At 42.0% G+C, this 20,975-nt stretch carries 20 protein-coding genes, 1 other RNA gene and 1 pseudogene; 5 read left to right on the top strand and 17 right to left on the bottom strand.

Annotation, left to right across the window (positions count from 1 at the left end):
* Position 1: 1 nt before the first annotated feature.
* Both JCM16418_RS04785 and JCM16418_RS04780 read right to left on the bottom strand, forming a co-directional pair.
* Positions 2–987: pseudogene (locus JCM16418_RS04785) on the bottom strand (ketopantoate reductase family protein).
* 135 nt (positions 988–1,122) lie between these two features.
* Positions 1,123–1,773, bottom strand: a complete 651-nt coding sequence (locus tag JCM16418_RS04780) for an RsfA family transcriptional regulator (RefSeq protein WP_036646676.1) — start codon at positions 1,771–1,773, stop codon at positions 1,123–1,125.
* Positions 1,774–2,108: 335 nt separating this feature from the next.
* Between JCM16418_RS04780 and JCM16418_RS04775 the strand changes: the two genes are divergently transcribed.
* Together JCM16418_RS04775 and JCM16418_RS04770 are read left to right on the top strand one after the other, a co-directional pair.
* On the top strand, positions 2,109–2,345 hold the full coding sequence (locus tag JCM16418_RS04775; protein ID WP_036646675.1) for a DUF2626 domain-containing protein: 237 nt from the start codon (positions 2,109–2,111) through the stop codon (positions 2,343–2,345).
* 164 nt (positions 2,346–2,509) lie between these two features.
* Positions 2,510–3,610 (top strand): coiled-coil domain-containing protein, encoded by a 1,101-nt coding sequence (locus JCM16418_RS04770; protein ID WP_052020050.1) that lies wholly within the window; start codon positions 2,510–2,512, stop codon positions 3,608–3,610.
* 4 nt (positions 3,611–3,614) lie between these two features.
* On the opposite strand, the gene JCM16418_RS04765 is transcribed toward JCM16418_RS04770, so the two are convergent.
* Together JCM16418_RS04765 and JCM16418_RS04760 are read right to left on the bottom strand one after the other, a co-directional pair.
* Positions 3,615–4,886 (bottom strand): extracellular solute-binding protein, encoded by a 1,272-nt coding sequence (locus tag JCM16418_RS04765; protein WP_036646673.1) that lies wholly within the window; start codon positions 4,884–4,886, stop codon positions 3,615–3,617.
* A 168-nt stretch (positions 4,887–5,054) separates the two neighbouring features.
* On the bottom strand, positions 5,055–6,395 hold the full coding sequence (locus JCM16418_RS04760) for a PhoH family protein (protein ID WP_036646670.1): 1,341 nt from the start codon (positions 6,393–6,395) through the stop codon (positions 5,055–5,057).
* Between the two features lie 106 nt (positions 6,396–6,501).
* On the opposite strand from JCM16418_RS04760, the gene JCM16418_RS04755 reads away from it, so the two are divergent.
* The gene (locus JCM16418_RS04755; RefSeq protein ID WP_052020049.1) at positions 6,502–7,083 is read left to right on the top strand and encodes a YhcN/YlaJ family sporulation lipoprotein; all 582 of its coding nucleotides are present in this window, start codon (positions 6,502–6,504) and stop codon (positions 7,081–7,083) included.
* An 83-nt stretch (positions 7,084–7,166) separates the two neighbouring features.
* Here JCM16418_RS04755 and JCM16418_RS24875 read toward each other — a convergent pair whose 3' ends face one another.
* From JCM16418_RS24875 to JCM16418_RS04730, 6 genes are all read right to left on the bottom strand, one after another.
* Positions 7,167–7,316 carry a hypothetical protein gene (locus JCM16418_RS24875; RefSeq protein ID WP_156327208.1) on the bottom strand — a complete coding sequence of 50 codons (150 nt, stop codon included), beginning with the start codon at positions 7,314–7,316 and terminating at the stop codon, positions 7,167–7,169.
* 69 nt (positions 7,317–7,385) lie between these two features.
* Positions 7,386–8,474, bottom strand: coding sequence for an LCP family protein (locus tag JCM16418_RS04750; RefSeq protein WP_036646669.1), 1,089 nt, complete (start codon positions 8,472–8,474; stop codon positions 7,386–7,388).
* An 89-nt stretch (positions 8,475–8,563) separates the two neighbouring features.
* Complete coding sequence (locus JCM16418_RS04745) at positions 8,564–8,860, bottom strand: YlaH-like family protein (protein WP_036646667.1); 297 nt, start codon at positions 8,858–8,860, stop codon at positions 8,564–8,566.
* Positions 8,861–8,910: 50 nt separating this feature from the next.
* Positions 8,911–10,749, bottom strand: a complete 1,839-nt coding sequence (gene typA, locus JCM16418_RS04740) for a translational GTPase TypA (RefSeq protein ID WP_036646666.1) — start codon at positions 10,747–10,749, stop codon at positions 8,911–8,913.
* Positions 10,750–10,900: 151 nt separating this feature from the next.
* On the bottom strand, positions 10,901–11,410 hold the full coding sequence (locus JCM16418_RS04735) for a hypothetical protein (protein WP_036646664.1): 510 nt from the start codon (positions 11,408–11,410) through the stop codon (positions 10,901–10,903).
* Between the two features lie 177 nt (positions 11,411–11,587).
* A complete protein-coding gene (locus JCM16418_RS04730; RefSeq protein ID WP_036646663.1) occupies positions 11,588–12,253 on the bottom strand; it encodes a TerC family protein in 666 nt (221 codons plus the stop codon).
* 138 nt (positions 12,254–12,391) lie between these two features.
* Here JCM16418_RS04730 and JCM16418_RS04725 point away from each other — a divergent pair, with 138 nt between their 5' ends.
* Positions 12,392–13,084 (top strand): TerC family protein, encoded by a 693-nt coding sequence (locus JCM16418_RS04725; protein WP_036646661.1) that lies wholly within the window; start codon positions 12,392–12,394, stop codon positions 13,082–13,084.
* A gap of 98 nt (positions 13,085–13,182) precedes the next feature.
* Here the strand turns inward: JCM16418_RS04725 and thiI are convergent, their stop codons facing one another.
* The 6 genes from thiI to JCM16418_RS04695 form a co-directional block, all read right to left on the bottom strand.
* Positions 13,183–14,412 (bottom strand): tRNA uracil 4-sulfurtransferase ThiI, encoded by a 1,230-nt coding sequence (thiI, locus tag JCM16418_RS04720; RefSeq protein WP_036646660.1) that lies wholly within the window; start codon positions 14,410–14,412, stop codon positions 13,183–13,185.
* Positions 14,413–14,419: 7 nt separating this feature from the next.
* Positions 14,420–15,568, bottom strand: a complete 1,149-nt coding sequence (locus JCM16418_RS04715; protein WP_036646658.1) for a cysteine desulfurase family protein — start codon at positions 15,566–15,568, stop codon at positions 14,420–14,422.
* Between the two features lie 134 nt (positions 15,569–15,702).
* Positions 15,703–16,428 carry a lytic transglycosylase domain-containing protein gene (locus tag JCM16418_RS04710; protein ID WP_036646654.1) on the bottom strand — a complete coding sequence of 242 codons (726 nt, stop codon included), beginning with the start codon at positions 16,426–16,428 and terminating at the stop codon, positions 15,703–15,705.
* Positions 16,429–16,581: 153 nt separating this feature from the next.
* Positions 16,582–16,977, bottom strand: a complete 396-nt coding sequence (locus JCM16418_RS04705) for a hypothetical protein (RefSeq protein ID WP_036646652.1) — start codon at positions 16,975–16,977, stop codon at positions 16,582–16,584.
* 42 nt (positions 16,978–17,019) lie between these two features.
* Complete coding sequence (locus JCM16418_RS04700; protein ID WP_036646927.1) at positions 17,020–17,241, bottom strand: DUF1540 domain-containing protein; 222 nt, start codon at positions 17,239–17,241, stop codon at positions 17,020–17,022.
* Positions 17,242–17,389: 148 nt separating this feature from the next.
* Entirely contained in the window at positions 17,390–17,896 is a 507-nt protein-coding gene (locus JCM16418_RS04695) for a YpuI family protein (protein WP_036646651.1), read from the bottom strand.
* 167 nt (positions 17,897–18,063) lie between these two features.
* On the opposite strand from JCM16418_RS04695, the gene JCM16418_RS04690 reads away from it, so the two are divergent.
* Entirely contained in the window at positions 18,064–19,944 is a 1,881-nt protein-coding gene (locus JCM16418_RS04690) for a S8 family peptidase (RefSeq protein WP_036646926.1), read from the top strand.
* Between the two features lie 572 nt (positions 19,945–20,516).
* Here JCM16418_RS04690 and rnpB read toward each other — a convergent pair.
* Positions 20,517–20,927, bottom strand: an RNA gene (rnpB, locus tag JCM16418_RS23570) — RNase P RNA component class A.
* Between the last annotated feature and the right edge of the window lie 48 nt (positions 20,928–20,975).

The following is a 20,975-nucleotide window of genomic DNA, read 5'->3' as shown; positions in this document are numbered from 1 at the left end:
CTCAATCCTCCTCTATTCTCAAGCCTTCAATGAGTTGAGTGAACAATTGATGCAAGGGAGCTTCGATCCCCGCCTTGATTGCCAATTTTACAATACTTCCGTTAATCCAAGATACCTCTGTAGGTGAACCATTCAATACATCTTTCAGCATAGATGATGTGTTACCGGAAGTAGAAATACACACCTCTATGATTTGATCCCACAAGTTAGGATGATAATAAATTCCGCACGCATTATATACTGTCACTCCTTCATCGAACAGATCTTTCATCAGCCCATACGCTGTGAGGAGTCGAGAAGTTGTCCATTCGTAACCCTCCAGAGTGAAGTCAATGGATTGATGACTGCATTCATTAATAATTTTCTATACATAATCTCATCGATATCATTCGACAATAATGCCTTAAATCCTGCCTGCTGGAGTCCATTAATGAGAGAGTCCGCACGTATTTCCAAACGTTTAAGCTCCGTTATAAATAAATTTGATTTCCCAGATATTCCAATCCATGTATCACCTCTTCCAGCATGAAATATTTCATAGCCAGAAATCCGCTTTGCTCCCTCAGTCGTAATCGCAGTGTATACATCCCAGCCTTGCAATATGTCTTGTATGCTCTCCACATGTCCTGTTCCGTTCTGAAAGCATATCACTCCCGGTGGATGATAAAGATGTAAATAGCTTCGAATACCTTCAATATAGTTACGACAAACATTTAGAACATCCTTCTGTTTAGTCATAAGTAACAACCAGTCTCCCGGACGCTGACACCATATTTCACTGAAGTTTTCAATAATATTTGCTTCGAACTGATGCGGCTCTAACTTGACGGTAACCGCCCCTTCTTCACTGATGTAAAGACCTTGAGAGCGAAGAAGTTCAACTTGTTTCATGCTCCGGCACCACAACCGAATGCTCTGTCCTGATAATACCATCCGACTTCCATATAGAAGTCCTAGTGAACCGCCGCCCACAATATCAATAATCATAATTTACACACCTGCTTTATGTAGGATATAGAGATATTATATCCCATAATATTGTCTAAACGTGAAAAAACCCGCTCTGACGTAGCATCTACGTTTCAAACGGGTTAAAGTATACGTATTCATGTATTGAATCCACTACTCGATTCGTTCTAAGTTTCCATTAGCATCCATTTTAAATCTAGTCTTCTGCTCATCCTCTTCTTCATTCAGAAAAGCCAGCCTTCTTGCGCGGTCCATAATCTGAATTAATGCTCTGTAATCATCATTGACAACACGATAATCCGTCTGAACCTCGCTGACTTCGCGAGACAAACGTTCGTTTAATCTACGTAAACCGGATAGCTCTTCATCCTTGTCACGTAATTCTTTCTCCATTACTTTTAAATGACGTCCATTCTCTTGTATACTGCCCTTCCACTGCTTCAGGAATCGAATGACAGCATCAATCGATAATGTTTCTTCGCTAGCACCATCTACCTTATAATAAGACGGTTCTACATCTGCCGATATCAATCCTGCCACTTGCAGACCATTATTAGAAGGCTGTTTTTTGTAATAACTGCGCTTCTGACGTTGTGTCTTCGCTAAGCTGATCGCATCCTCATACTTTTTACGGACACAACTGTTCCAGCGAAATCCACAAGCAGCTGATGTTCTGCCGATCTTCTCACCTACTTCTTCAAACGCTGCAAGCTGAGTACTTCCCTCGCGAATATGCCTTAAGGTTACTTCCGCTAAAATAAGATCGTCTTCGATGCTCCAAGCATCTTGTCTAACAGCTGTCATGCAACCAAACCCTCCTAACACCATCCTAAAATAACCGTCTTCATCACCGGACGCGTTCCGGTATAGAATTAGGTATAAAAGCTGCTTATTTCATTCCTATGCTTCTCATAGAGTTCATAGAATCTATTTGATACTAAATTGTATTTCCATTTTATGATCGACTCATACTCTTTGAGGCAAAATTAAAGATAAAGGATGAATACTTTCCTTCACATGGTTCACAATAAAGAAAAAGATGTAATTTCTTTATGACTTTTTCGTTTACACAATTTTGGGTTAACGTTATAATGGTACATAGCAAAGCTATGACCGTACATAGGAGAGGGGGATTTTACGTGGCACGCATGTTTAGAGTACTTGGGTTTTTCACACTTGTAATCGGTTTAATGGCTTATGCCGGGAACCTGGTTGAAATGGCTCTGTTGTTCTTCTTGCAGACAGCATTTTTCGTAATTTTGGGTTATTTGAAATTTACGGAGAGAACCTACATTCTTCTCTTCTGGGGCTATATGATCGTGACCTTTACCGGTTTCAGTTACTGGACAGTCTTTCAAATGGGCTTACCCCTATAATCCGATCAAAGCCGCAAATGCTCTACTACGAAAAAGCGATCCGACAATTTTGACGGATTGCTTTTTTTGTTTCATTCGCTCTTTGTTATGTTGAAAAAGAGAATAATGATATTTTCCGGGTACAAGTCATATATTTACATGGGACATATGAGGAGGGATGAACTTTGAAGGACAGAGATCGTCATTTGCTCACTAAGAGCTTGCTCTTGCCTCTGCTGCTTGTCTCTCTGCTGCTACTAGGCAGCCCTCTCGATGCAGACCCCGCCACCAGTATAGATTCAAATCAGCATGACCTACTTCAAAATAGCCTATCTATAGTGGAAATCGACCACGAAATCGAGCGGATTACGAAGCAGCAAGCAACTGCAGAAGCATCCAGAAATGCTCTACAGAAGGATCTAGTATCCAAAAGCAATCAAATTAAAGCTAAGCAAGACAGTGCAGGAGCTATTGTTCGGTCTTATTATATGGGTGAACGTGATAACTTGTTTACTTTACTTCTGTCTGCGTCAAATATCAGCAATTTTCTGCAAATTTACAGCTATTATGAGATGATCATAGATCAAGATGCTACAATTCTGGATACATACCAAACAGACTACCATAAAATTCAGGCTATGGAAGATGAAATGCAGCGAACTGTGGCTGAACTCGATATGATGAGAATGAATTTAATTAAGCAAAGAGAACGTGTTCTAGCGCTTCAGAAAGAAGTGGACAGCAGTCTCGCTGGAAGTGCTAATCCAGAAGCTTTAAAGAAAATGATTGAGGAGTTTACACTGTACTGGAACAATATCGGGATCTATGAGGTGAAGAAATATTTCGAGGCACTGGCTTCTGCGATGCAGGATCTACCCGATTTTATAAAAAATAAAGAAGGTACACTTCGTACGAACGGAAGCACATACACGATTGATATTCATGAGGATGATTTAAACCTTTTTCTTCGATCCAAAAATGAGATATTTAATCAATTCTCTTTCCATTTTGCAAATAATTCGATTACCGCTTCAGGTAAAAGTGGTACATTAAGTTTGGAAGTAAAGGGACATTACAGTGTCGAGAACGAGCCTCAGAATTCAATCATGTTCCATGTTGATAAATTGGTATTTAACGGACTCGAATTACCGGATACGACTTGCCGAACGCTCGAGGAAGAATTTGATCTTGGATTTTATCCGCAAAAAATAGTTTCTTTCGTCAAAGCGACCGAGGTTAAAAGTACAGATAAACATTTGATCGTTATCCTTAAATTATCCATGTAGTCCGCTATTTAATGCTCTTATCCTTCTCCTTCTGTACCGCCTCCACCATCTGCTTATATTGCTGAGCTGTGTTTATCCCTGATAACCACAGCTTGGCAGCCTTGTTATACAAATCCCATTTCCCTTGTATCTCATTGTCTACTTTGATATCTATATCTACCCCAGAGTGCAATAGTTCATTTAACCGCACAGGTATCTCCTGGGTATCGTTCACAACATCTCCAAGATAATTTGCAGTTAACGCTGGAAGCTTGCCTGTATGTTTAAACCATTTAAGCTGAAGCGCTGGGTCATTCATATAAGCTACCCATTCCGCAGCTCGCTTCGGGTGTGTCGACTGCGCAGTTACCGCAAAGCTACGACTTCGAAGTAGAAATGGATTACTAGCATAATATGACTCTGGCATTTGAAGTTCCTTACTTCGATCCCTGTATACTCCGTCTAAAGTAACCGCTTTCGAGATGGGCAAGACTTCAAGAGGTATATTCCCTACCGTCCCCGAAGTTAAATCATTCATAGATCCTTTCGGGCTAAAATCAAAGGCAGGACGTGCTTTGGTCAATAAATCCATATCCTCTTCACTCAAATGCAGAGGATTTCCATCCATAGCCACAGTCAAGGCCGCTAAAGCAAAGGCATCTTCAGTATTCATAGCAATTAGTTTCTTATCTTTGCGGGTCTCTTGTTTGGCGAGCAGTTCCTTCCAAGCTTTACTTCCCTGGGGTAAATCCTCTATTCCCATAGCCTTTAATGAATCCGTATGCCATGAAAGTACGTAAGGGTCCATATCCATTGGTGTTCCCCATTGATATCCATTCCATGTCAATGGTTGAAGTAACGCTCGCACTGCTTCTCGTCCCGAGGCAGTACTTTGATAGGATTCAACGGGCAGCAAATAACCTTGGGTAGCGAAGCTGCGAACCCAAGTACTATTCATTACCATAATATCGGGAGCCTCACCTACGGCCAATGAGGAGTTAAATATATGATATGCATCTGCGTTTGGAACATTGGTCATTTCTACAAGATTACCAGTTTCTTTCATGTAATCATTATTATATTTAAGGAGTTCTTCGAATTCATAAGAGTTTAGATTTACCATGATGCGGATCGGAAGATGATCATCCGGATTTCGTTGTGAAGAAGGTAAAGGATACAAAGCAGGTCTTCGCTGCTCCTTCGTATAGTCCGACGGAGTTTGATTGAGACCCGGGGACAAGCTCGTTAACGATAGCAGCAAAACGCCAAACAGAAACATGTATTTTTTCCGCTTCAAGTCTTGAGCCTCCCTCTCCTTTAATCTACACACTTATTCTAACAAAAGGATAGGTAACTTGTCCTACTTTTATGGGAAACTTTTACTTATACATACAAACTCTATCTACCATTCCATAATTGGGCGGTCGACAGAGTTTGTAGGTTAACTAATTAGCGTATGTTTGAATCAAAGTAAATCTGCAGCCAATTGTGCCAGTTTAGATCTCTCACCCTTTTCCAGAGTAATGTGGCCGCTGATCCCTTCCTGCTTGAATTTCTCCACAAGATACGTAAGCCCATTGCTTGATGCATCGAGATACGGATGATCTATTTGCTCCGGATCTCCCATCAAGATAATTTTACTACCTTCCCCAACCCTAGATACTATCGTCTTGACCTCATGCCTAGAGAGGTTCTGTGCTTCATCTATAATAATAAACTGTCCCGGTATAGAGCGACCGCGAATATAAGTTAGTGCTTCAACCTGGATACTACCGAGCCCCATTAATATTTTCTCAATATCGCCTGATTTCTTTGTATCAAACAAAAATTCAAGGTTATCATAAATCGGTTGCATCCATGGACGTAGTTTCTCGTCTTTTTCACCGGGTAGATAACCAATATCCTTGCCCATAGGTACAACAGGTCTTGCGATGAGCAACTTCTTATACTTATGTTCATCCTCAACCTTCAGTAGTCCCGCCGCTAGTGCAAGCAGCGTTTTCCCCGTACCCGCTTTTCCTGTGATTGTTACGAGGGGAATTTCATCATTTAGCAGTAATTCTAGTGCCATTCTTTGCTGGGCATTCCGGGCACTCATTCCCCATACGGACTCGTTGCTGAGGAATAGCGGCTCTAGTTTCGTTGCATTCGTATTAACTTTTAATAACGCGGATTTGGTACTGCCCATTTCATCTTTTAGAATAACAAATTCATGTGGATAGAGCGGGTATGGAAGTTGTAACGGTTTGATCGGGAGTGACCGAAAAGAATAAAACTCGTCGATGATGGAAGGATGCACTTTGAGTGTGGAGTAACCACTATATAGATCTCCAGGCCCTGCTGTTCGATCGGTGAGATAGTCCTGTGTAACCAACCCTAATACATCGGCCTTAATCCGTACTAGTACGTCTTTGCTCACTAACACAACCGAAGCAGCCTCGCCTTCTTTCGCTTCGCTTTGCTCCTCAATATGGTAATTAAGTGCAACAGCCAATATTCGGTTATCATTCGATACCTCTCCGAACATTTCCTGAACCTTAAGGAAGCTACGATGATTCAGTTCAACTTTTAAACGGCCTCCATTACCCAAGGGTACACCGCTGTGTAAATGACCCTGTTCACGTAATCCATCCAACAGACGAGACACTGTACGCGCATTACGGCCTATCTCATCGGCATTACGCTTCTTAGAGTCAATCTCTTCCAGAACAACAGCGGGAATGATGACTTCATGTTCATCGAATGTGAAAATGGCATTAGGATCATGAAGCAGCACATTAGTATCCAGCACGAAGATTTTTCTCATCTATCTTCCTCCACCCATTTCATAATCAACACATAAATTGTTGTGTCATGGACATGCTAATTTCAAACCATCACTCTAATCTACTACCTGGAAAGGAGGATCACATATGAGACTGTTTCTGCTCACTCTGTTATCATTAGTGCTGCTTAGCGGTTGTAATACCGCTGCGAACAATAGTGCATCACCCTCTCCTCAAAGTAAACACGAAACAGCAAATGGCCAGACTTCGGACCGCTATAGTCGCCTTTCCCTAAAGTCCACATCTAAAGCGGCGGGGAATACGATTAAAGAAACAACGGATTTAAAGGTCAAGGATCATTTAGAGACATTGGCTAAAAAGGTACCAGGTGTTAAAAACGCACATGTGGTTGTCTTTGGTAATCGAGCCGTTGTAGGCATTGATGTAGACGGCCAGCTAACCCGTTCTCGGGTTGGAAGTATTAAGTACTCTGTGGCGGAAGCCTTGCGAAAGGATCCAAGAGGTAAAAAATCACTGGTTACGGCAGATATGGACTTATCAAGCCGTATTGCTGAAATTGGAGAGCATGTTAGGAAAGGACGTCCAGTCTCTGGGTTTGCTTCTGAGATGGCAGACATCATCGGACGCATCATTCCTCAACTACCGCAAGATGTCAAACCGAAACAAAATCAAAACACATCTACGGTTCCAGAAAACACAAAACGCTAAACTTATTTAAACTTAAAACTTGGAGCATGCTGATCATATCAAAGGATACCTATACATGAATAAAAAGCCTAGTGAAATCCTCACTAGGCTTTTTGCATCACACAGCAACTTTCCATCCAATCGGTCGGAAAGTTGCTGGATTTAGGGTATGAATTCAATTGAGCATCCGTTAAAAGGAACGCTGCCTTTTGATCATATAATGAATGTTGTAATCTTGTAACCGTTTCGGACATCAAGTTGACCCCCTTACAGTATCCTTTGATCTATTCTATTATATCCCAAGTTAAAAATTGACTTCAACTTTAAGGCTTTGTTTGTTCATCGGTTGAATCTGCACTATGATCAGCTTTCCCGGCAATCTCATCCGCTAAAGCTTGGCTAGCTTTACTAATTTCACCGTCGCTCACATATACATAAGGACTCTTCCAATTACCTGTAATCGGCATAAACTTAACGTTGTCCTTGGAAATTTTCCAATACGTAGAGATCATGTTCTTTAATTGATCTGATTCAATATCCATTTCTAAGTTCTTATCCATGGAATCAAGTACCCCACCAATTTTAGATATACCTGAAAGAGACTGCATTTTGTCAATTAGAGCATGTAGTACTTCGTTCTGACGTTTATTACGATCAAAGTCATCGGAGGCTTGTGTTTTTGGACGACAATTTGATTTACGATAACGAACGTAATCCAAAGCATCTTTTCCGTTTAACTCAGCGGGCCCCTTCTTGAGATTAATGTTGGTTCCGTCAGCGGTGTCTTTGTAACACATGTTCATATCCACATTTACCTGAACACCACCAAGAGCATCTACCGCATCACGAAACGCTTGAAAATTGAGCACAGTTACATAATCAATAGGTGTATCTAGGTACTTACCGAGCATCTTCTTCATTCGATCCTCAGCTTTCTCACCCGATTTCTTCTCTTCGGATAAATAGATCGGATAAAAAGCATTCGCCTTATTCTCCCGATAACCTTCGAGATCAATCTTCGTATCCCGTGGGATCGATACAACCGTCGCTGACAACGTATCTGGATTAAATGCCATCACCATCATGACATCAGACAGATGTGTACCTGTCTCCGGACGATAATCCGTACCAAGTAGTAGCATCGTAATAGGCTTTACCTTCGCAGAACGTTCAGCAGGTACAGGTGTGTTGTTTCCTGTGTTAAGAACACCTGAGTCCGCCTTTTTCCAAAGTACTCCGATATAAATAGCTACGCTCAAAATCGCTAAGATGATAATAATCAGCAAAAATTTCAAAAACGTCTTGAAGGCACTCTTTTTCTTTTTCTTCTTAGGAGACTGCTTCGATGGCTGCTTGTCTGACTTAACGCTGCCTCGATTTCTTGGAGGTAAACCCGTATTGTTAGGACTCATAGTAAACACCTTTTTCATTTATTTAGAGTTAATCTCTCTATAAACGACGGAACCTTTAGAAAAATAATAAAGCAGACAGCTAGAGGGGTTTAGCCCCTCTTTGCCGCTGCCTCAGCTTTTCTCTTCTGCCGTGCTTCCATAAAATACCTTACCCGTACCAGCAGCATTAATGCCACTGCTACGAGCAGACACTGAATGATCGGGAGCTTATCATGCTGGAAAATAAGCAGCATGCCAGAGCCGATAGCCATCAGAATGTATAACAGAATTTCCTTTAACAAAGGAAGCCTCTGACTGACTCGGAAGACTTTATTATAGACGTACGTTATCAACACAAAGATGACAATATAGGCAATAAACGGATGCGCTGCAAACCAGTTTTGCATGAATGGTTCACTCCTTTCAAAATCAGGAAACGGCCTTTATTGGTTAAATCTTATTTAGTGTCAGCCATTTTGCGGTGTTTCTCTGAACGTTCACGCTCACTCTTGTTTAGAATCTTTTTACGAAGACGAATGGATTTAGGTGTAATTTCACACAATTCATCATCATTCAAATATTCAAGAGCTTGTTCCATAGAGAAGATAATTGGTGTTTTCATTCTCACCGTTTCTTCTTTATTTGCTGAACGAATGTTATTTACCGCTTTTTCTTTACAAATATTAACGACGATATCATTGTCACGTGTATGTTCACCAACAATCATACCTTCATAAATATCAGTTCCTGGTTCCATGAATAATGTACCACGATCTTCGATACCCATCATACCGTAAAGCGTACTACTGCCCGCCTCACTCGATACAAGAACACCTTTTTGACGTCCGCCGACTTGACCGCTGACTACTGGACCATAGCTATCAAAAGCATGGTTCATTACGCCATAACCACGTGTAAGTGTTAGGAAGTGGGTACGGTAACCGATCAATCCACGTGCAGGAATTAAGAATTCCAAACGAACTTGACCACTACCTGTGTTCACCATGTTTACCATTTCGGCTTTACGTGAGCCCAAACTTTCCATAACAGAGCCCATGCTATCTTCTGGAACATCGATCAGCAAACGCTCGATTGGCTCCATTTTAGCACCATCAATAACGCGAACGATAACCTCTGGTTTCGAAACTTGCACCTCGTAACCTTCACGACGCATGTTCTCGATCAAGATACCAAGGTGAAGCTCACCACGTCCGGAAACGATGAAAGCATCTGGGCTATCTGTTTCTTCAACACGTAAGCTTACATCTGTTTCAAGCTCTTTGAAGAGACGCTCACGAATTTTACGGGAAGTAACCCACTTACCTTCGCGGCCTGCAAATGGACTGTTATTTACTAGGAATGTCATTTGCAATGTAGGCTCGTCAATTTTCAGAACTGGAAGAGCTTCTGGGTTTTGAGAATCTGCAATGGTTTCGCCGATATTAATATCTTTAATACCCGCAATCGCAACGATATCACCGCCGCCTGCTTCTTCGATCTCAATACGCTTCAAACCTTGGAATCCGAATAGTTTCTCAATGCGTGCTGTCTTGCTTTTACCATCACGCATAATAACTGTTACAGACTCACCTTGACGGATTTTACCACGGTTTACACGACCGATAGCAATACGTCCCAAATATTCATTGTAATCCATAAGAGTAACAAGGAACTGAAGCGGTGCTTCAATATCTTCAGTTGGTGAAGGAATATGTTCCGTAATGGTTTCGTAGAGGGCAAGCATGTTATCATCCTGTTGCTCAGGATTCATGCTGGAGGTACCGTTTAGAGCTGAGGCATATACAACTGGGAAGTTGAGCTGCTCATCATTTGCTCCAAGTTCAATAAACAAATCCAGAACTTCATCAATAACTTCTGCTGGACGTGCTGCTGGACGGTCAATTTTGTTAACAACAACAATTGGTGTCAAATTCTGTTCAAGTGCTTTACGAAGCACGAACTTCGTTTGTGGCATACAACCTTCATAAGCGTCAACAACGAGAAGAACTCCATCAACCATTTTCATGATCCGTTCTACTTCGCCACCAAAGTCAGCATGGCCTGGTGTATCCATAATGTTAATTAGAAATTCTTTATACGTAATGGCCGTGTTCTTAGCCAGGATCGTAATGCCGCGTTCACGCTCCAAATCGTTTGAATCCATGGCGCGTTCCTGCAGTTGTTCATGTTTCCCGAAAATCCCCGATTGCTGCAGTAACTGGTCAACAAGCGTTGTCTTGCCGTGGTCAACGTGCGCGATTATCGCAATATTGCGAATATGGTCTCTTGAATGCATGTGTTTTATCCAGATCCTTTCCCTTTCAAATCAAACCTAAGTCTCTCACAAAAGAAGCGCCTGGCGGTAATGCCGACGCTTCAACATATCCCTTATATTATAGTGAATTTTCAGAAAAAAACAAGCATTTTTACAGAAAATAGCATGACTGCTACCAACCACTACTCCATTTTCCATTTTTCGATTTACCCTTACCTGCAATTAACCAAATACCCGTAATGATTAAAAGCGCGGCAATAAAGTAAATTGCGCCTGTATGAAGCAAACTGAAAAAAAACAGTACAATAGAAAGTAATCCTACCACAATCGCAATTGGAAGTATACCTGTAGGTCTTGGATGTTCGAACCAATAATATTCATAAAGTCCGACAGCAATACCTACAATTAGAGCTGGCCAAACGTAAGAGAATAGATGCCATCCAGAAATATTGCATAGTCCAAAGAGTAGCCCATACACCGTTAAAATGCCTCCAGGTAAAAGCACTGAAGCGCGGGCACGGTTAGCAAAGAACAACGCATGGAGTAGGAGTCCCGGTATCAGTATAATTAACGGCCAAAGTGTACGACCTAAGAAACCAAACACACCTAATTTTCCAAGCAATATGACAATTCCTGCAATAACGATAAATAAACCAATCTTCACGTCATTTCTGGAAGACATGTTCTCCACCCTCTTCTCTAATATCTCCTTACACGCCTTTTATTACACATATAGGGCATGTATTCATGAATAGTTTATCTGAAAATGTAGAAAAAAACCATATATCTCTCTGTATTTTTTTGCTCTTAAAGGAGTCACTTCAAAACACAAAAAAACCGGCATTTCGCCGGTGGTTCTTCAAGTATTAAATACGGAATGCCAATATCTTCTGATACTGCCAGCAGCGATAACGAATGCAGCCAAGAGCAACGGTAGCAGATGGATAAAACCTGGGAAATGGGCTGATAATATTGTGCCTAGTCTTGAATCTTGAAGCATCATTTCACCTGCCGTATATCCAAGAATTCCTGCTCCAATATAAACTAGAATTGGGAATCGCTGAAGCCAGTTCACGATTAAATTACTGCCCCATACGACAATTGGAATACTGATTGCGATTCCGATCACAACGAGTGCCATATCGCCATTTGCAAGGCCAGCGATCGCGAGTACATTATCCAGACTCATGATGAAATCTGCGGCAAGTATGGTTCTGACCGCTTTCCATATTGTGGGGGATTCTTCCACCCTGAGATGATCTTTGTGCTCAAGCAATAGTTTTAAAGCAATCCAGAGTAGCATAACGCCACCAATAGCCTGTACATAAGGGATTTTCAGCAACAATACGGCTACAAAAGTAAGCATACATCTTAGTATGACTGCACCAAGAGCACCCCACCATACGGCCTGCTTTCGCTGAGCATCGGGCAAATCTTTACTAGCAAGTGCTATAACTACAGCATTATCACCGCTCAGCACTAAATTAATCATCAAAATTTGAACAAGTAGCCATACCGATTCCATAAGTCCAAGTCCACCTCCCCCGTTTCTAAATCTATGAGTCAAATGGCTTGGCTATGCTTGACTTGTTCTTTTTGGGAGCCTAAAATGAACCCCAATTGCACATACACGGGTAAACAGTCATAAGGAGAGGAATCAAACATGGAAACCACCGTTATCTCGTTTTTGCTTCAACTGCTCAATATCGTTTTTCTCGATATCATATTAGGCGGCGACAATGCCATTGTTATTGGACTTGCAGCAAGGAAACTTCCTGCCACAATGCAGAAAAAGGCAATCATTTATGGAATGAGCGGTGCGGTAGTGCTTCGGATTATTGCTACCATTCTTGTTGTATGGCTACTCAATATTCCATGGCTACTGCTCGTTGGGGGTGTACTGCTTATCGGAATTGCTTACAAATTACTGGCGGAAAATGAAGATGAGCATAATGACGTCAAGTCGGGTCAAACGCTTTGGGCTGCCGTTCGCACCATCATTATTGCCGATGCAGCAATGGGTATAGATAATGTAATCGCAATCGCTGGAGCCTCGCAGCAAAATATTATACTTGTAATCATTGGTCTTCTAATCAGCGTGCCCATCATTGTATGGGGAAGCACATTATTTATTACGCTCATCACCCGCTATCCATGGATTATTTACCTAGGCTCAGCAGTTTTAGCATACACAGCATCCAATATGATAACGGAAGAAAAGAAACTTGAACCCTTTTTCAATGAGCATCTGGTTCTCAAAATCATATTCATTGCTGTTATCATCATCGGTGTGCTTAGTGCCGGGTATTATAAAAAACACCTCCCTCAACGTAAAAATAAGCAGGCTCAGGACTAATCACTTGTCTACAAAATGCTAAAAAGCAGAAGGACTTCCATAGTGGAAGTCCTTCTGCTTTTTCTGCTACTCACATGTCACATGTACCTTGAAAATAATCAGAACCAGTCACCATTAACAACTTCCTCTTCCCCGCTAAGATCCACATGACTATTTGAAGTCAATACAAGTGTCTCCGTACGGTCAACTGCTTCTTGTAGCATTGTGGGCAGTGTTTGGATCCTATGCTCAATCTTCTCCACAATTCTTAGGTTAGGATTCGTTGCTGGTGATTTCGGAACAAATAAGGTACAACAATCTTCAAAAGGTAAAATAGATAAATCATACGTGCCGATTTCCTTCGACAGCGTAATAATTTCATTCTTATCCATCATAATGAGCGGACGAAGCAAAGGAATTTCTGTCGCCCTACCGATGACATTCATGCTACCCAAGGTTTGGCTCGCCACTTGTCCTAAGCTATCCCCAGTAACTAGCGCAAGCGCTCCTTCCCGATTAGCTAGCATCGTAGCAATCCGAAGCATGGCACGACGCATTAGCGTAATAATTAAATTGTCTTGACCAATACCCGTAAAGGCAGTCTGCACCTCTGTAAACGGAACCAGATGGATTTTGATCTCGCCTGCATAGCCAGCAAGCACCTTAGCCAAGTCGATGACTTTCTCTTTCGCCATTCTGCTTGTAAACGGATAGCTATAAAAATGAACGCATTCTACTTCCAGCCCTCTACGCATGGAGGACCATCCTGCTACTGGGCTATCGATGCCACCTGATAACAGCAACATTGCTTTGCCATTGCTTCCTCTAGGGAAGCCACCAGCACCGGGTATTACTTCACAGTACAGATAGGTTCCTTGCTCCCTAATTTCAACGCGTAGTGTAAGCTCCGGATCATTCATACTTACTTTTAGATTAGAAAAAGTCTTCAACATCGGTGATCCAACCAGATGATTCATTTCTTGTGATGAATGAGGGAAAGGCTTCCACACGCGTCTAGATGTTACTTTAAATGTAGTTTCACCTTTTAGGTGGATCTTCTCCATAAATAACAGGGCTGTTTCAATGATTTTATCCAGCTCAGAAGGACATACCATCACAGGACTAATCGTATCAATCCCGAAAACTTTCTTTAACGCTTTGATCAACGATTCATGGTCTTCGCCATTTAAAACAATATATAGACGGCCATACTCCTTAAGAAATTGTGCTTGTGGAAAAGATTCAAGTACCGCCTTCACATCCGTGAGCACGGTTCTCTCAAACCTCCCACGATTTTTCCCTTTCAGCATCAATTCTCCGAAACGCAAAAGCAGCATGTCGTAGTTCATGATTGTATCATTCCTTTCTGCTTAGCGGTTCAAGGCGTCCCACTGCTACTTTCAGTGTTTCCAGCAACTGCTGTATGTCATCATTTGTATTTAAGTCACCCATACTGATTCGTATCGCACTGGAGGCTACGTCGTGGCTACGCCCCATGGCGAGCAGTACTCGGCTAGGCTCCGACGTTTTGGAGGAGCATGCTGATTTCGTGGATACCAACATGCCATACTCTTCAAGTGTATGCAGTAGAACCTCTGCCTTCATTCCAGGAAAAGATACATTCACAATGTGCGGAGCCCCATTACAATAGCTGTTAAGTTCAAGTCCTGGCATCTTAGTTATACTATATATTAGCTTGTCCCTAAGCGAACTAATTTCAGTGGCAAAAACCTGTTGGTGCTCACCAGCCATTCGCATGGCCTTAGACATGGCTACATAACCTGCAATATTCTCGGTGCCAGCCCGTAAACCAGCTTCCTGCTTGCCTCCGGATAATAACGGATATAGCTCAATTCCCGCTCTTTTATATAAAATTCCAGTACCCTTTGGACCGCGAATTTTATGTGCCGAAAGCGTATATAGATCAGCCTGCCAATCATTAAGGTAAACGGGTAATTTGCCATAACCCTGTACACCATCAATATGAATCAATGTGCGTGGGTTCCGTTCTTTAACCAATTTTCCAACTTCCAGTAATGGTTGTACTGAACCCGTCTCATTATTCACATGCATGATACTGACGAGTATCGTATCTTTTCGTACCGCCGCAGCCAGTTCATCTAAATTAACGCAGCCTTGTTGATCGACAGGAAGAAAGGTAACCTCATATCCCTGCTTCTCTAATTCGAGACAGCTATCATATACAGATGGATGCTCAATCTGGGTCGTAATGATATGTCTTCCACGGCTATTATATTGAAGTGCCGCACCCTTAATAGCCATATTATTTCCTTCTGTTGCCCCTGAAGTAAATATAATTTCATCCGGCTTCACGCTTAGTGCCTGAGCACAAACCTCTCGTGAGCGTCGGATTAATTTCGCTGCATCTTCGCCCATCCGATGAATGGAGGAAGGATTACCATAATGCTGCTTCATGACCTCACCCATCGTTTGAATCACTTCATCGTAGGGTGGTGTGCTCGCCGCATGATCCCAATAAATCATTGACATTCTCTCCTCAAAAACAAACAGTTACTGTACAGTTTAAACGACATAAAGAGATCAGACAACAGGGATGGCACCCATTCGCTAACGAACTGGCCTCTTCTTTAGTCTGATCTCTCAAATAAAAATGTAAGTTATACTTCATATTTAGTACGTGCTTTGGCAATTTTTCCAATATACTTTCGGGTTTCATCCGGGAGCAATGTTAGCTTATTCATAAGATCGGCATCACTCGTGATTCCTAAACGTTTCAAGCGATTAGGCCCAGCGTTATAAGCTGCAAGTGCCATATTTTCTTGACCATTAAATCGCTTCAGTTGATAAGAGAGATAACGTGTACCCCCGTCAATATTTTGGGCTGGATCAAACGAATCGCTAACTCCAAGCCCCTGTGCCGTACCATCCATTAATTGCATTAATCCCTTCGCCCCTGCCGATGAAACAGCCTGTGGATTAAATGTAGATTCCGTATCAATTACGGCTTTAATCAATGATTCTGACACCCCATATTTCTTACTCGCTTGCTGAATCAATTCATCGTAATCTGTTGGCTTCGTCCCATTCACATCATGAGAAACATTTCCTACCGATGCGCTAGGTTCTGCATCAACCGCACCAAGCTGCTGCCACAGCAACCCTTCACTCCAGCTAACGCCAGCAACGGTTGGCTCAACTTTAACATCTGTAGCTTGCCCAGAAGTGGATGCCGTCAAGTCAGATTTCATATACTGCTGCAAAACAACCCCGAAATCAGATGAGCTTCCATTATCGATTAGATCCTGTAAAAGTTCCTTTTTATTTCGAATACGGCTAGAATCTTGCAGCGAGGCAAGCCGCACATTTTCCGAATCAATTTGCATATGAATGTACCCCATTTATTGTGTACTAGTATAACTAATTTGTACATTTTACCATGTTTTTGGCTAGATTCGCCACTTAATAATTTATTCATTTGATATAAAAAAACGCCTTGCAGCAACCGACAGGCTGCTACAAGACGCTTTGATTACCTTTTATCTTGCAAATGGAATTAAAACAAAATAACTTAGTGTAGACAGTATGCCTAGCCCCATGGACCAAGCTCCCCATCCTTTACTCCCTTGCGAATATGCATAATATCCGGTTACAGCAGCGATGGGTCCCAAAATAATAGACCACATAAACAACGATGCAATACCAAAAGCCAGACCTACATATCCTGCTGTCCTACCTGTGCTCACGGATTCTTCATCAGGACGCTCTGCTTCCGTATTGTGCATTCGCACTGCATTAGGAGGTGTTATCTCCGCTGCGTATTCCTCGTGATTACGTTCCACTCTTCGTGGAAAGTCGGTTCTCACTCTTCTTAAGGCATGTCCATGACGAGGCTCTTCCTGCGAATGTTCACGGAAATCACGAAAATCATTCATGTTGCTGGCCCCTCCCTTTAGTTACAACTTATAGTTTGTCGTCTAGGAAGATTTAGGTTTGAACGTGAGGCAACAAGTCGCTGAAGACGTTCTAGCCTGATCCTTATGTTCTCCGAAGTGCTCTTGACTAAATTCTTGATTGAACGACGATTTAGCATGCTTGTCAATTTCAATTAAAATTTGTTCAGCCTGGCAAACGTTATGCTCGCCCCAATAGTTACAGTTACTAACGCTGCATTTGACAAAGGTTCTTGTATCACTCATTAGTATGATCACCTCAAACTCCATTCTCTCCTTCATCGAGGCTAGCTATGCGGTTTAGTACCTGTCAGTAGCTGGTTCTGCTGTACTTCTACTGTACAAAATAAAAAAAGATGCCAAAACGCGGCATCTTTCTTTGTATGGCTGTATTTTATGCAAGCGAACGCTGACTTTGCATCCGGCGCTCAGTTAAATAGTCACTTTCGTAGTAAGTAAGATCATCTCTCAGGTCTTCATATACCTTAGTAATATCCATAATAATGTCTCGTGCAGCCCGGACAGGCTTTACGCGAAAACGAATTGCATCTTGTCCCGTATAAGCATATCGACCATCTTCGGAATAGCTTTCGCTTTTAGGATAGAAGAAATTGTTAACAGCATGATGATAAACATGGTAAAGAGCTTTTTCGGCAAAATCGGCATCAAAATTAGCACGGCGTAAAACAATTCCAAGTTTCTCAAAGGATACTTCTGAGAACACAAGCAGGTGACGGAGATCTGACAAAAATCCTTTGTAAAAATGTACAGTTTCTTCATCTGATTCTGCAACCAATTGCGACAGTGCATATTCATTTAAGAACGTTTCCATTCTCTCAATTGCCGGTTTCAGCTTTTCCCTTGTAGTTTCACACAATTTCTGAACGTTGCCTGCTGACATAGCTTATTAGCTCCCCCTTATTAATACCTTGTTCCAATTTCCAATTATTATCCTACCATAAAAATAATTGAAACGGTATCCCTAAATCCATGTTAAGTAAGTATAAATTAGGCTGTCTTATCTCACGCTAAACCTAACTTTATTCCAAAGTAGGAGGTTCGTTAATGATGTCACGACGCAAATGGGCTGGTTTAGGCATTCTGATCGGAGCTTTCTCTGTGATGTTACTGCTTCTGATACCACGTGGAGATACAAATCCTCAGGCCTCTCAGCAGGTATCTCCCCTAAATCCTAAGCAAGAGCAACAATCTAAGCAGAGGATGATGGCACAGGATATCGCTTCCACAGACAAGTTGACAAGAGTGGATACCCAGCAACATTTAACAACGATGCTAAATTCTTTTCAACATGCAAATCCAGTAACGATAAAAAAACAGGTACAAGAGCTGCAAAAATACCATGATCATTTCTCAATGCTGATTTGGCAAGATGCTGAAACAAAGCAAAATTTGCAATTCAAAATGAATAACTATTCTTGGAATGCTGAGGATCAAAAGCAGCTTAATCATTACTTGAATCAGTCAAAGATCCAAATGCAAAATAAGCATTTTTATGAGTCCCCATCATTTCAAATGGCTGGCAAGCAATATTTTGTAATGTCGGAAGCTGCATCTGGAAATGATAAATCTGTAACCGTATTGATTAATCAGAAAATTTTGAACGAAGTCGCTAAACATCAAAAAAAGAATTTAAGAATGATTCCATATCCCAAAGAAGGTAAATTTCGTGTAGAATCCATTCACCCCGACACATTAAAGGAACTGACGGTAGAAACGGGGCATGATAATGAAAATGCTAGCCATTATTATGAGAATGAAATTGTTGTTCATTTCCGAACCGAACCTTCCCGTCAAGACATGAATACCATCATGTCGGATATTAAGGCCGTGTCTTCTCGAAAAATTGGATATACGTATATTTTTCGCTCTGGTGTGATGAGATATGAAGAACTGAAAACCTATTTCCAGAAAAAATGGTCGCCCCAGTATGTGGAGCCCCATTTCCTATACTTGACCAATGAAAATGCTGACGGCATGGATTCTGCCAGTAATACAACCGTTCCTATCGTCCCGAATGACCTACTATTTGCTAAGTACCAATGGAACCTTCCTGCCATCGAAGCAAGTAAAGGCTGGAACCTATCCAGAGGGAGTAAAAATATCATCGTGGCGATTGTAGATACAGGGGTTGATATCGATCACCCCGATTTGAAAGGTCAATTACTTGAAGGCTACAACGTCATTGATCCGGGTAGTGATCCCATGGATGATGTCGGCCATGGAACCCATGTCGCTGGCATCATTGGTGCTCTCGTCAATAACAATGAAGGGGTTGCAGGCATTAGCTGGTACAACAAGATTTTGCCTGTAAAAGCACTTGATAAATCAGGATCAGGTACGACCTATTCCGTTGCAGAAGGAATTATTTGGGCTACAGATCACGGTGCCAAGGTTATTAACCTGAGTCTGGGCAACTATGCGGACTCCGAGTTTCTGCATGATGCAATCAAGTATGCTTATGATCGCGATGTCGTTATCGTAGCAGCATCTGGCAACGATAATACAGAGCGCCCTGGTTATCCTGCGGCATATCCTGAAGTGTTAGCTGTAGCTGCAACGGATCAAAACTATAAACGCGCTTCCTTCTCCAACTATGGGAACTACATTGATGTTGCCGCTCCTGGTACCAGCATCGCCAGTACCTATCCTGGTAACCAATACGCAGCTTTATCAGGTACATCAATGGCAAGTCCTCATGTAACTGCCATGGCTGCATTAATCCGCTCCAAAAATCCCGAACTGACGAATAAGCAGGTTATGGATATTATGCGTAGTAATACGATTGATTTGGGGACCAAAGGACATGACAGCTTTTATGGCTATGGACAAATTGATATTTATAAAGCATTACAAGCCGCTGGTAGCAGTGAAGCCCCACTGCAGTTCTGGCCCCAGCATGTTCAGAAGCAGTTAAATTCAGTGCATTAATCGTGATAATCATATTTATCGCTGATTGAATTGAGTATATGTACAAAAAAAGCAATCCGTTGCTCAAAAAACGGATTGCTTTTTTATTGTACATATCCGTATTAGCGTTTAGTTCTGGATTTAGAGATCTGAGCTCCCTGTTTCTTAACACTGCGAGTATGACCAGACACCTCTACATTTTCGTCAGTTGTTACATAATTGTAGATGTGTTTAGGAACTGGGCAACAGTGATGTCTTTTCACAACTTTAATCGTGTGAACTATCGGAACAATTTGAGGATAGTAGAAGTCCTGCACAATGACTGTAGGGTCTGTAAAAACAGGATCTGCAGGAGGACAATTAAAACAAGGATGTTGATGATGGTGACAAGGATGCATAGGAAGCAACTCCTTTCATGATTTTAATACAGCTTATTATTAAATAGCCTTTTAGGTTTGTACGTTTGTCCTTAGTCTTGTGATATTCTCCTAAATTAGGCTATGTCCAAGCAGACATATCAAAAAGCGGTGCCCACCGGATAAACCGATAGACACCGCTATATTTGACAATCATAAGGTAATTACTGTTGCAGTTAGGAAAGTTTTACGTAAGCCGGGTTCTGTGCTCTTCGTGGTACAGACGGGAACTACCCTCCCACAGCAAGCGACAATCATCTATCTAGGCCATACATTGCTGCATGGCTCCAGCGACCAACCTAAACGCGCCTCGGGCTAAGGCTGCTACTCTTTGCAGAGAAGCTGCGTTCCATTAGGTCTTGCTCCAGATGGGGTTTACCAGGAACGAAGTCACCAGCGTTCCTCGGGGTCTCTTACACCTCGGTTCCATCCTTGCCTGATCCGTTTACACGGCCATCGGCGGTCCATTTCTGTGGCACTATCCTTCAACTCGCGCTGACTGGACGTTATCCAGCATCCTGCCCTATGGAGCCCGGACTTTCCTCCCGCAGTGTCTTACACACTGCCGGCGATTGTCTGTCAAACTTTCCGGACAACACTTGATAGTATACAAGGTATTTGCATTCGTTACAACCC

This window comes from Paenibacillus pini JCM 16418 (assembly GCF_000576305.1).
GTDB classification, from domain to species: domain Bacteria; phylum Bacillota; class Bacilli; order Paenibacillales; family Paenibacillaceae; genus Paenibacillus_AQ; species Paenibacillus_AQ pini.
Note: the sequence above shows the minus strand (reverse complement) of the source record. Positions and strands in the feature narration are given on the sequence as shown.

What these genes read in the sequence shown, in the direction of transcription:
- JCM16418_RS04780 (WP_036646676.1), bottom strand. Translation starts at nt 1,773, where the DNA reads ATGACAGCTGTTAGACAAGATGCTTGGAGCATCGAAGACGATCTTATT.
- JCM16418_RS04760 (WP_036646670.1), bottom strand. Translation starts at nt 6,395, where the DNA reads ATGAGAAAAATCTTCGTGCTGGATACTAATGTGCTGCTTCATGATCCT.
- JCM16418_RS04755 (WP_052020049.1), top strand. Translation starts at nt 6,502, where the DNA reads ATGAGACTGTTTCTGCTCACTCTGTTATCATTAGTGCTGCTTAGCGGT.
- JCM16418_RS24875 (WP_156327208.1), bottom strand. Translation starts at nt 7,316, where the DNA reads ATGTCCGAAACGGTTACAAGATTACAACATTCATTATATGATCAAAAG.
- JCM16418_RS04750 (WP_036646669.1), bottom strand. Translation starts at nt 8,474, where the DNA reads ATGAGTCCTAACAATACGGGTTTACCTCCAAGAAATCGAGGCAGCGTT.
- JCM16418_RS04745 (WP_036646667.1), bottom strand. Translation starts at nt 8,860, where the DNA reads ATGCAAAACTGGTTTGCAGCGCATCCGTTTATTGCCTATATTGTCATC.
- typA (WP_036646666.1), bottom strand. Translation starts at nt 10,749, where the DNA reads ATGCATTCAAGAGACCATATTCGCAATATTGCGATAATCGCGCACGTT.
- JCM16418_RS04735 (WP_036646664.1), bottom strand. Translation starts at nt 11,410, where the DNA reads ATGTCTTCCAGAAATGACGTGAAGATTGGTTTATTTATCGTTATTGCA.
- JCM16418_RS04730 (WP_036646663.1), bottom strand. Translation starts at nt 12,253, where the DNA reads ATGGAATCGGTATGGCTACTTGTTCAAATTTTGATGATTAATTTAGTG.
- JCM16418_RS04725 (WP_036646661.1), top strand. Translation starts at nt 12,392, where the DNA reads ATGGAAACCACCGTTATCTCGTTTTTGCTTCAACTGCTCAATATCGTT.
- thiI (WP_036646660.1), bottom strand. Translation starts at nt 14,412, where the DNA reads ATGAACTACGACATGCTGCTTTTGCGTTTCGGAGAATTGATGCTGAAA.
- JCM16418_RS04715 (WP_036646658.1), bottom strand. Translation starts at nt 15,568, where the DNA reads ATGATTTATTGGGATCATGCGGCGAGCACACCACCCTACGATGAAGTG.
- JCM16418_RS04710 (WP_036646654.1), bottom strand. Translation starts at nt 16,428, where the DNA reads ATGCAAATTGATTCGGAAAATGTGCGGCTTGCCTCGCTGCAAGATTCT.
- JCM16418_RS04705 (WP_036646652.1), bottom strand. Translation starts at nt 16,977, where the DNA reads ATGAATGATTTTCGTGATTTCCGTGAACATTCGCAGGAAGAGCCTCGT.
- JCM16418_RS04700 (WP_036646927.1), bottom strand. Translation starts at nt 17,241, where the DNA reads ATGAGTGATACAAGAACCTTTGTCAAATGCAGCGTTAGTAACTGTAAC.
- JCM16418_RS04695 (WP_036646651.1), bottom strand. Translation starts at nt 17,896, where the DNA reads ATGTCAGCAGGCAACGTTCAGAAATTGTGTGAAACTACAAGGGAAAAG.
- JCM16418_RS04690 (WP_036646926.1), top strand. Translation starts at nt 18,064, where the DNA reads ATGTCACGACGCAAATGGGCTGGTTTAGGCATTCTGATCGGAGCTTTC.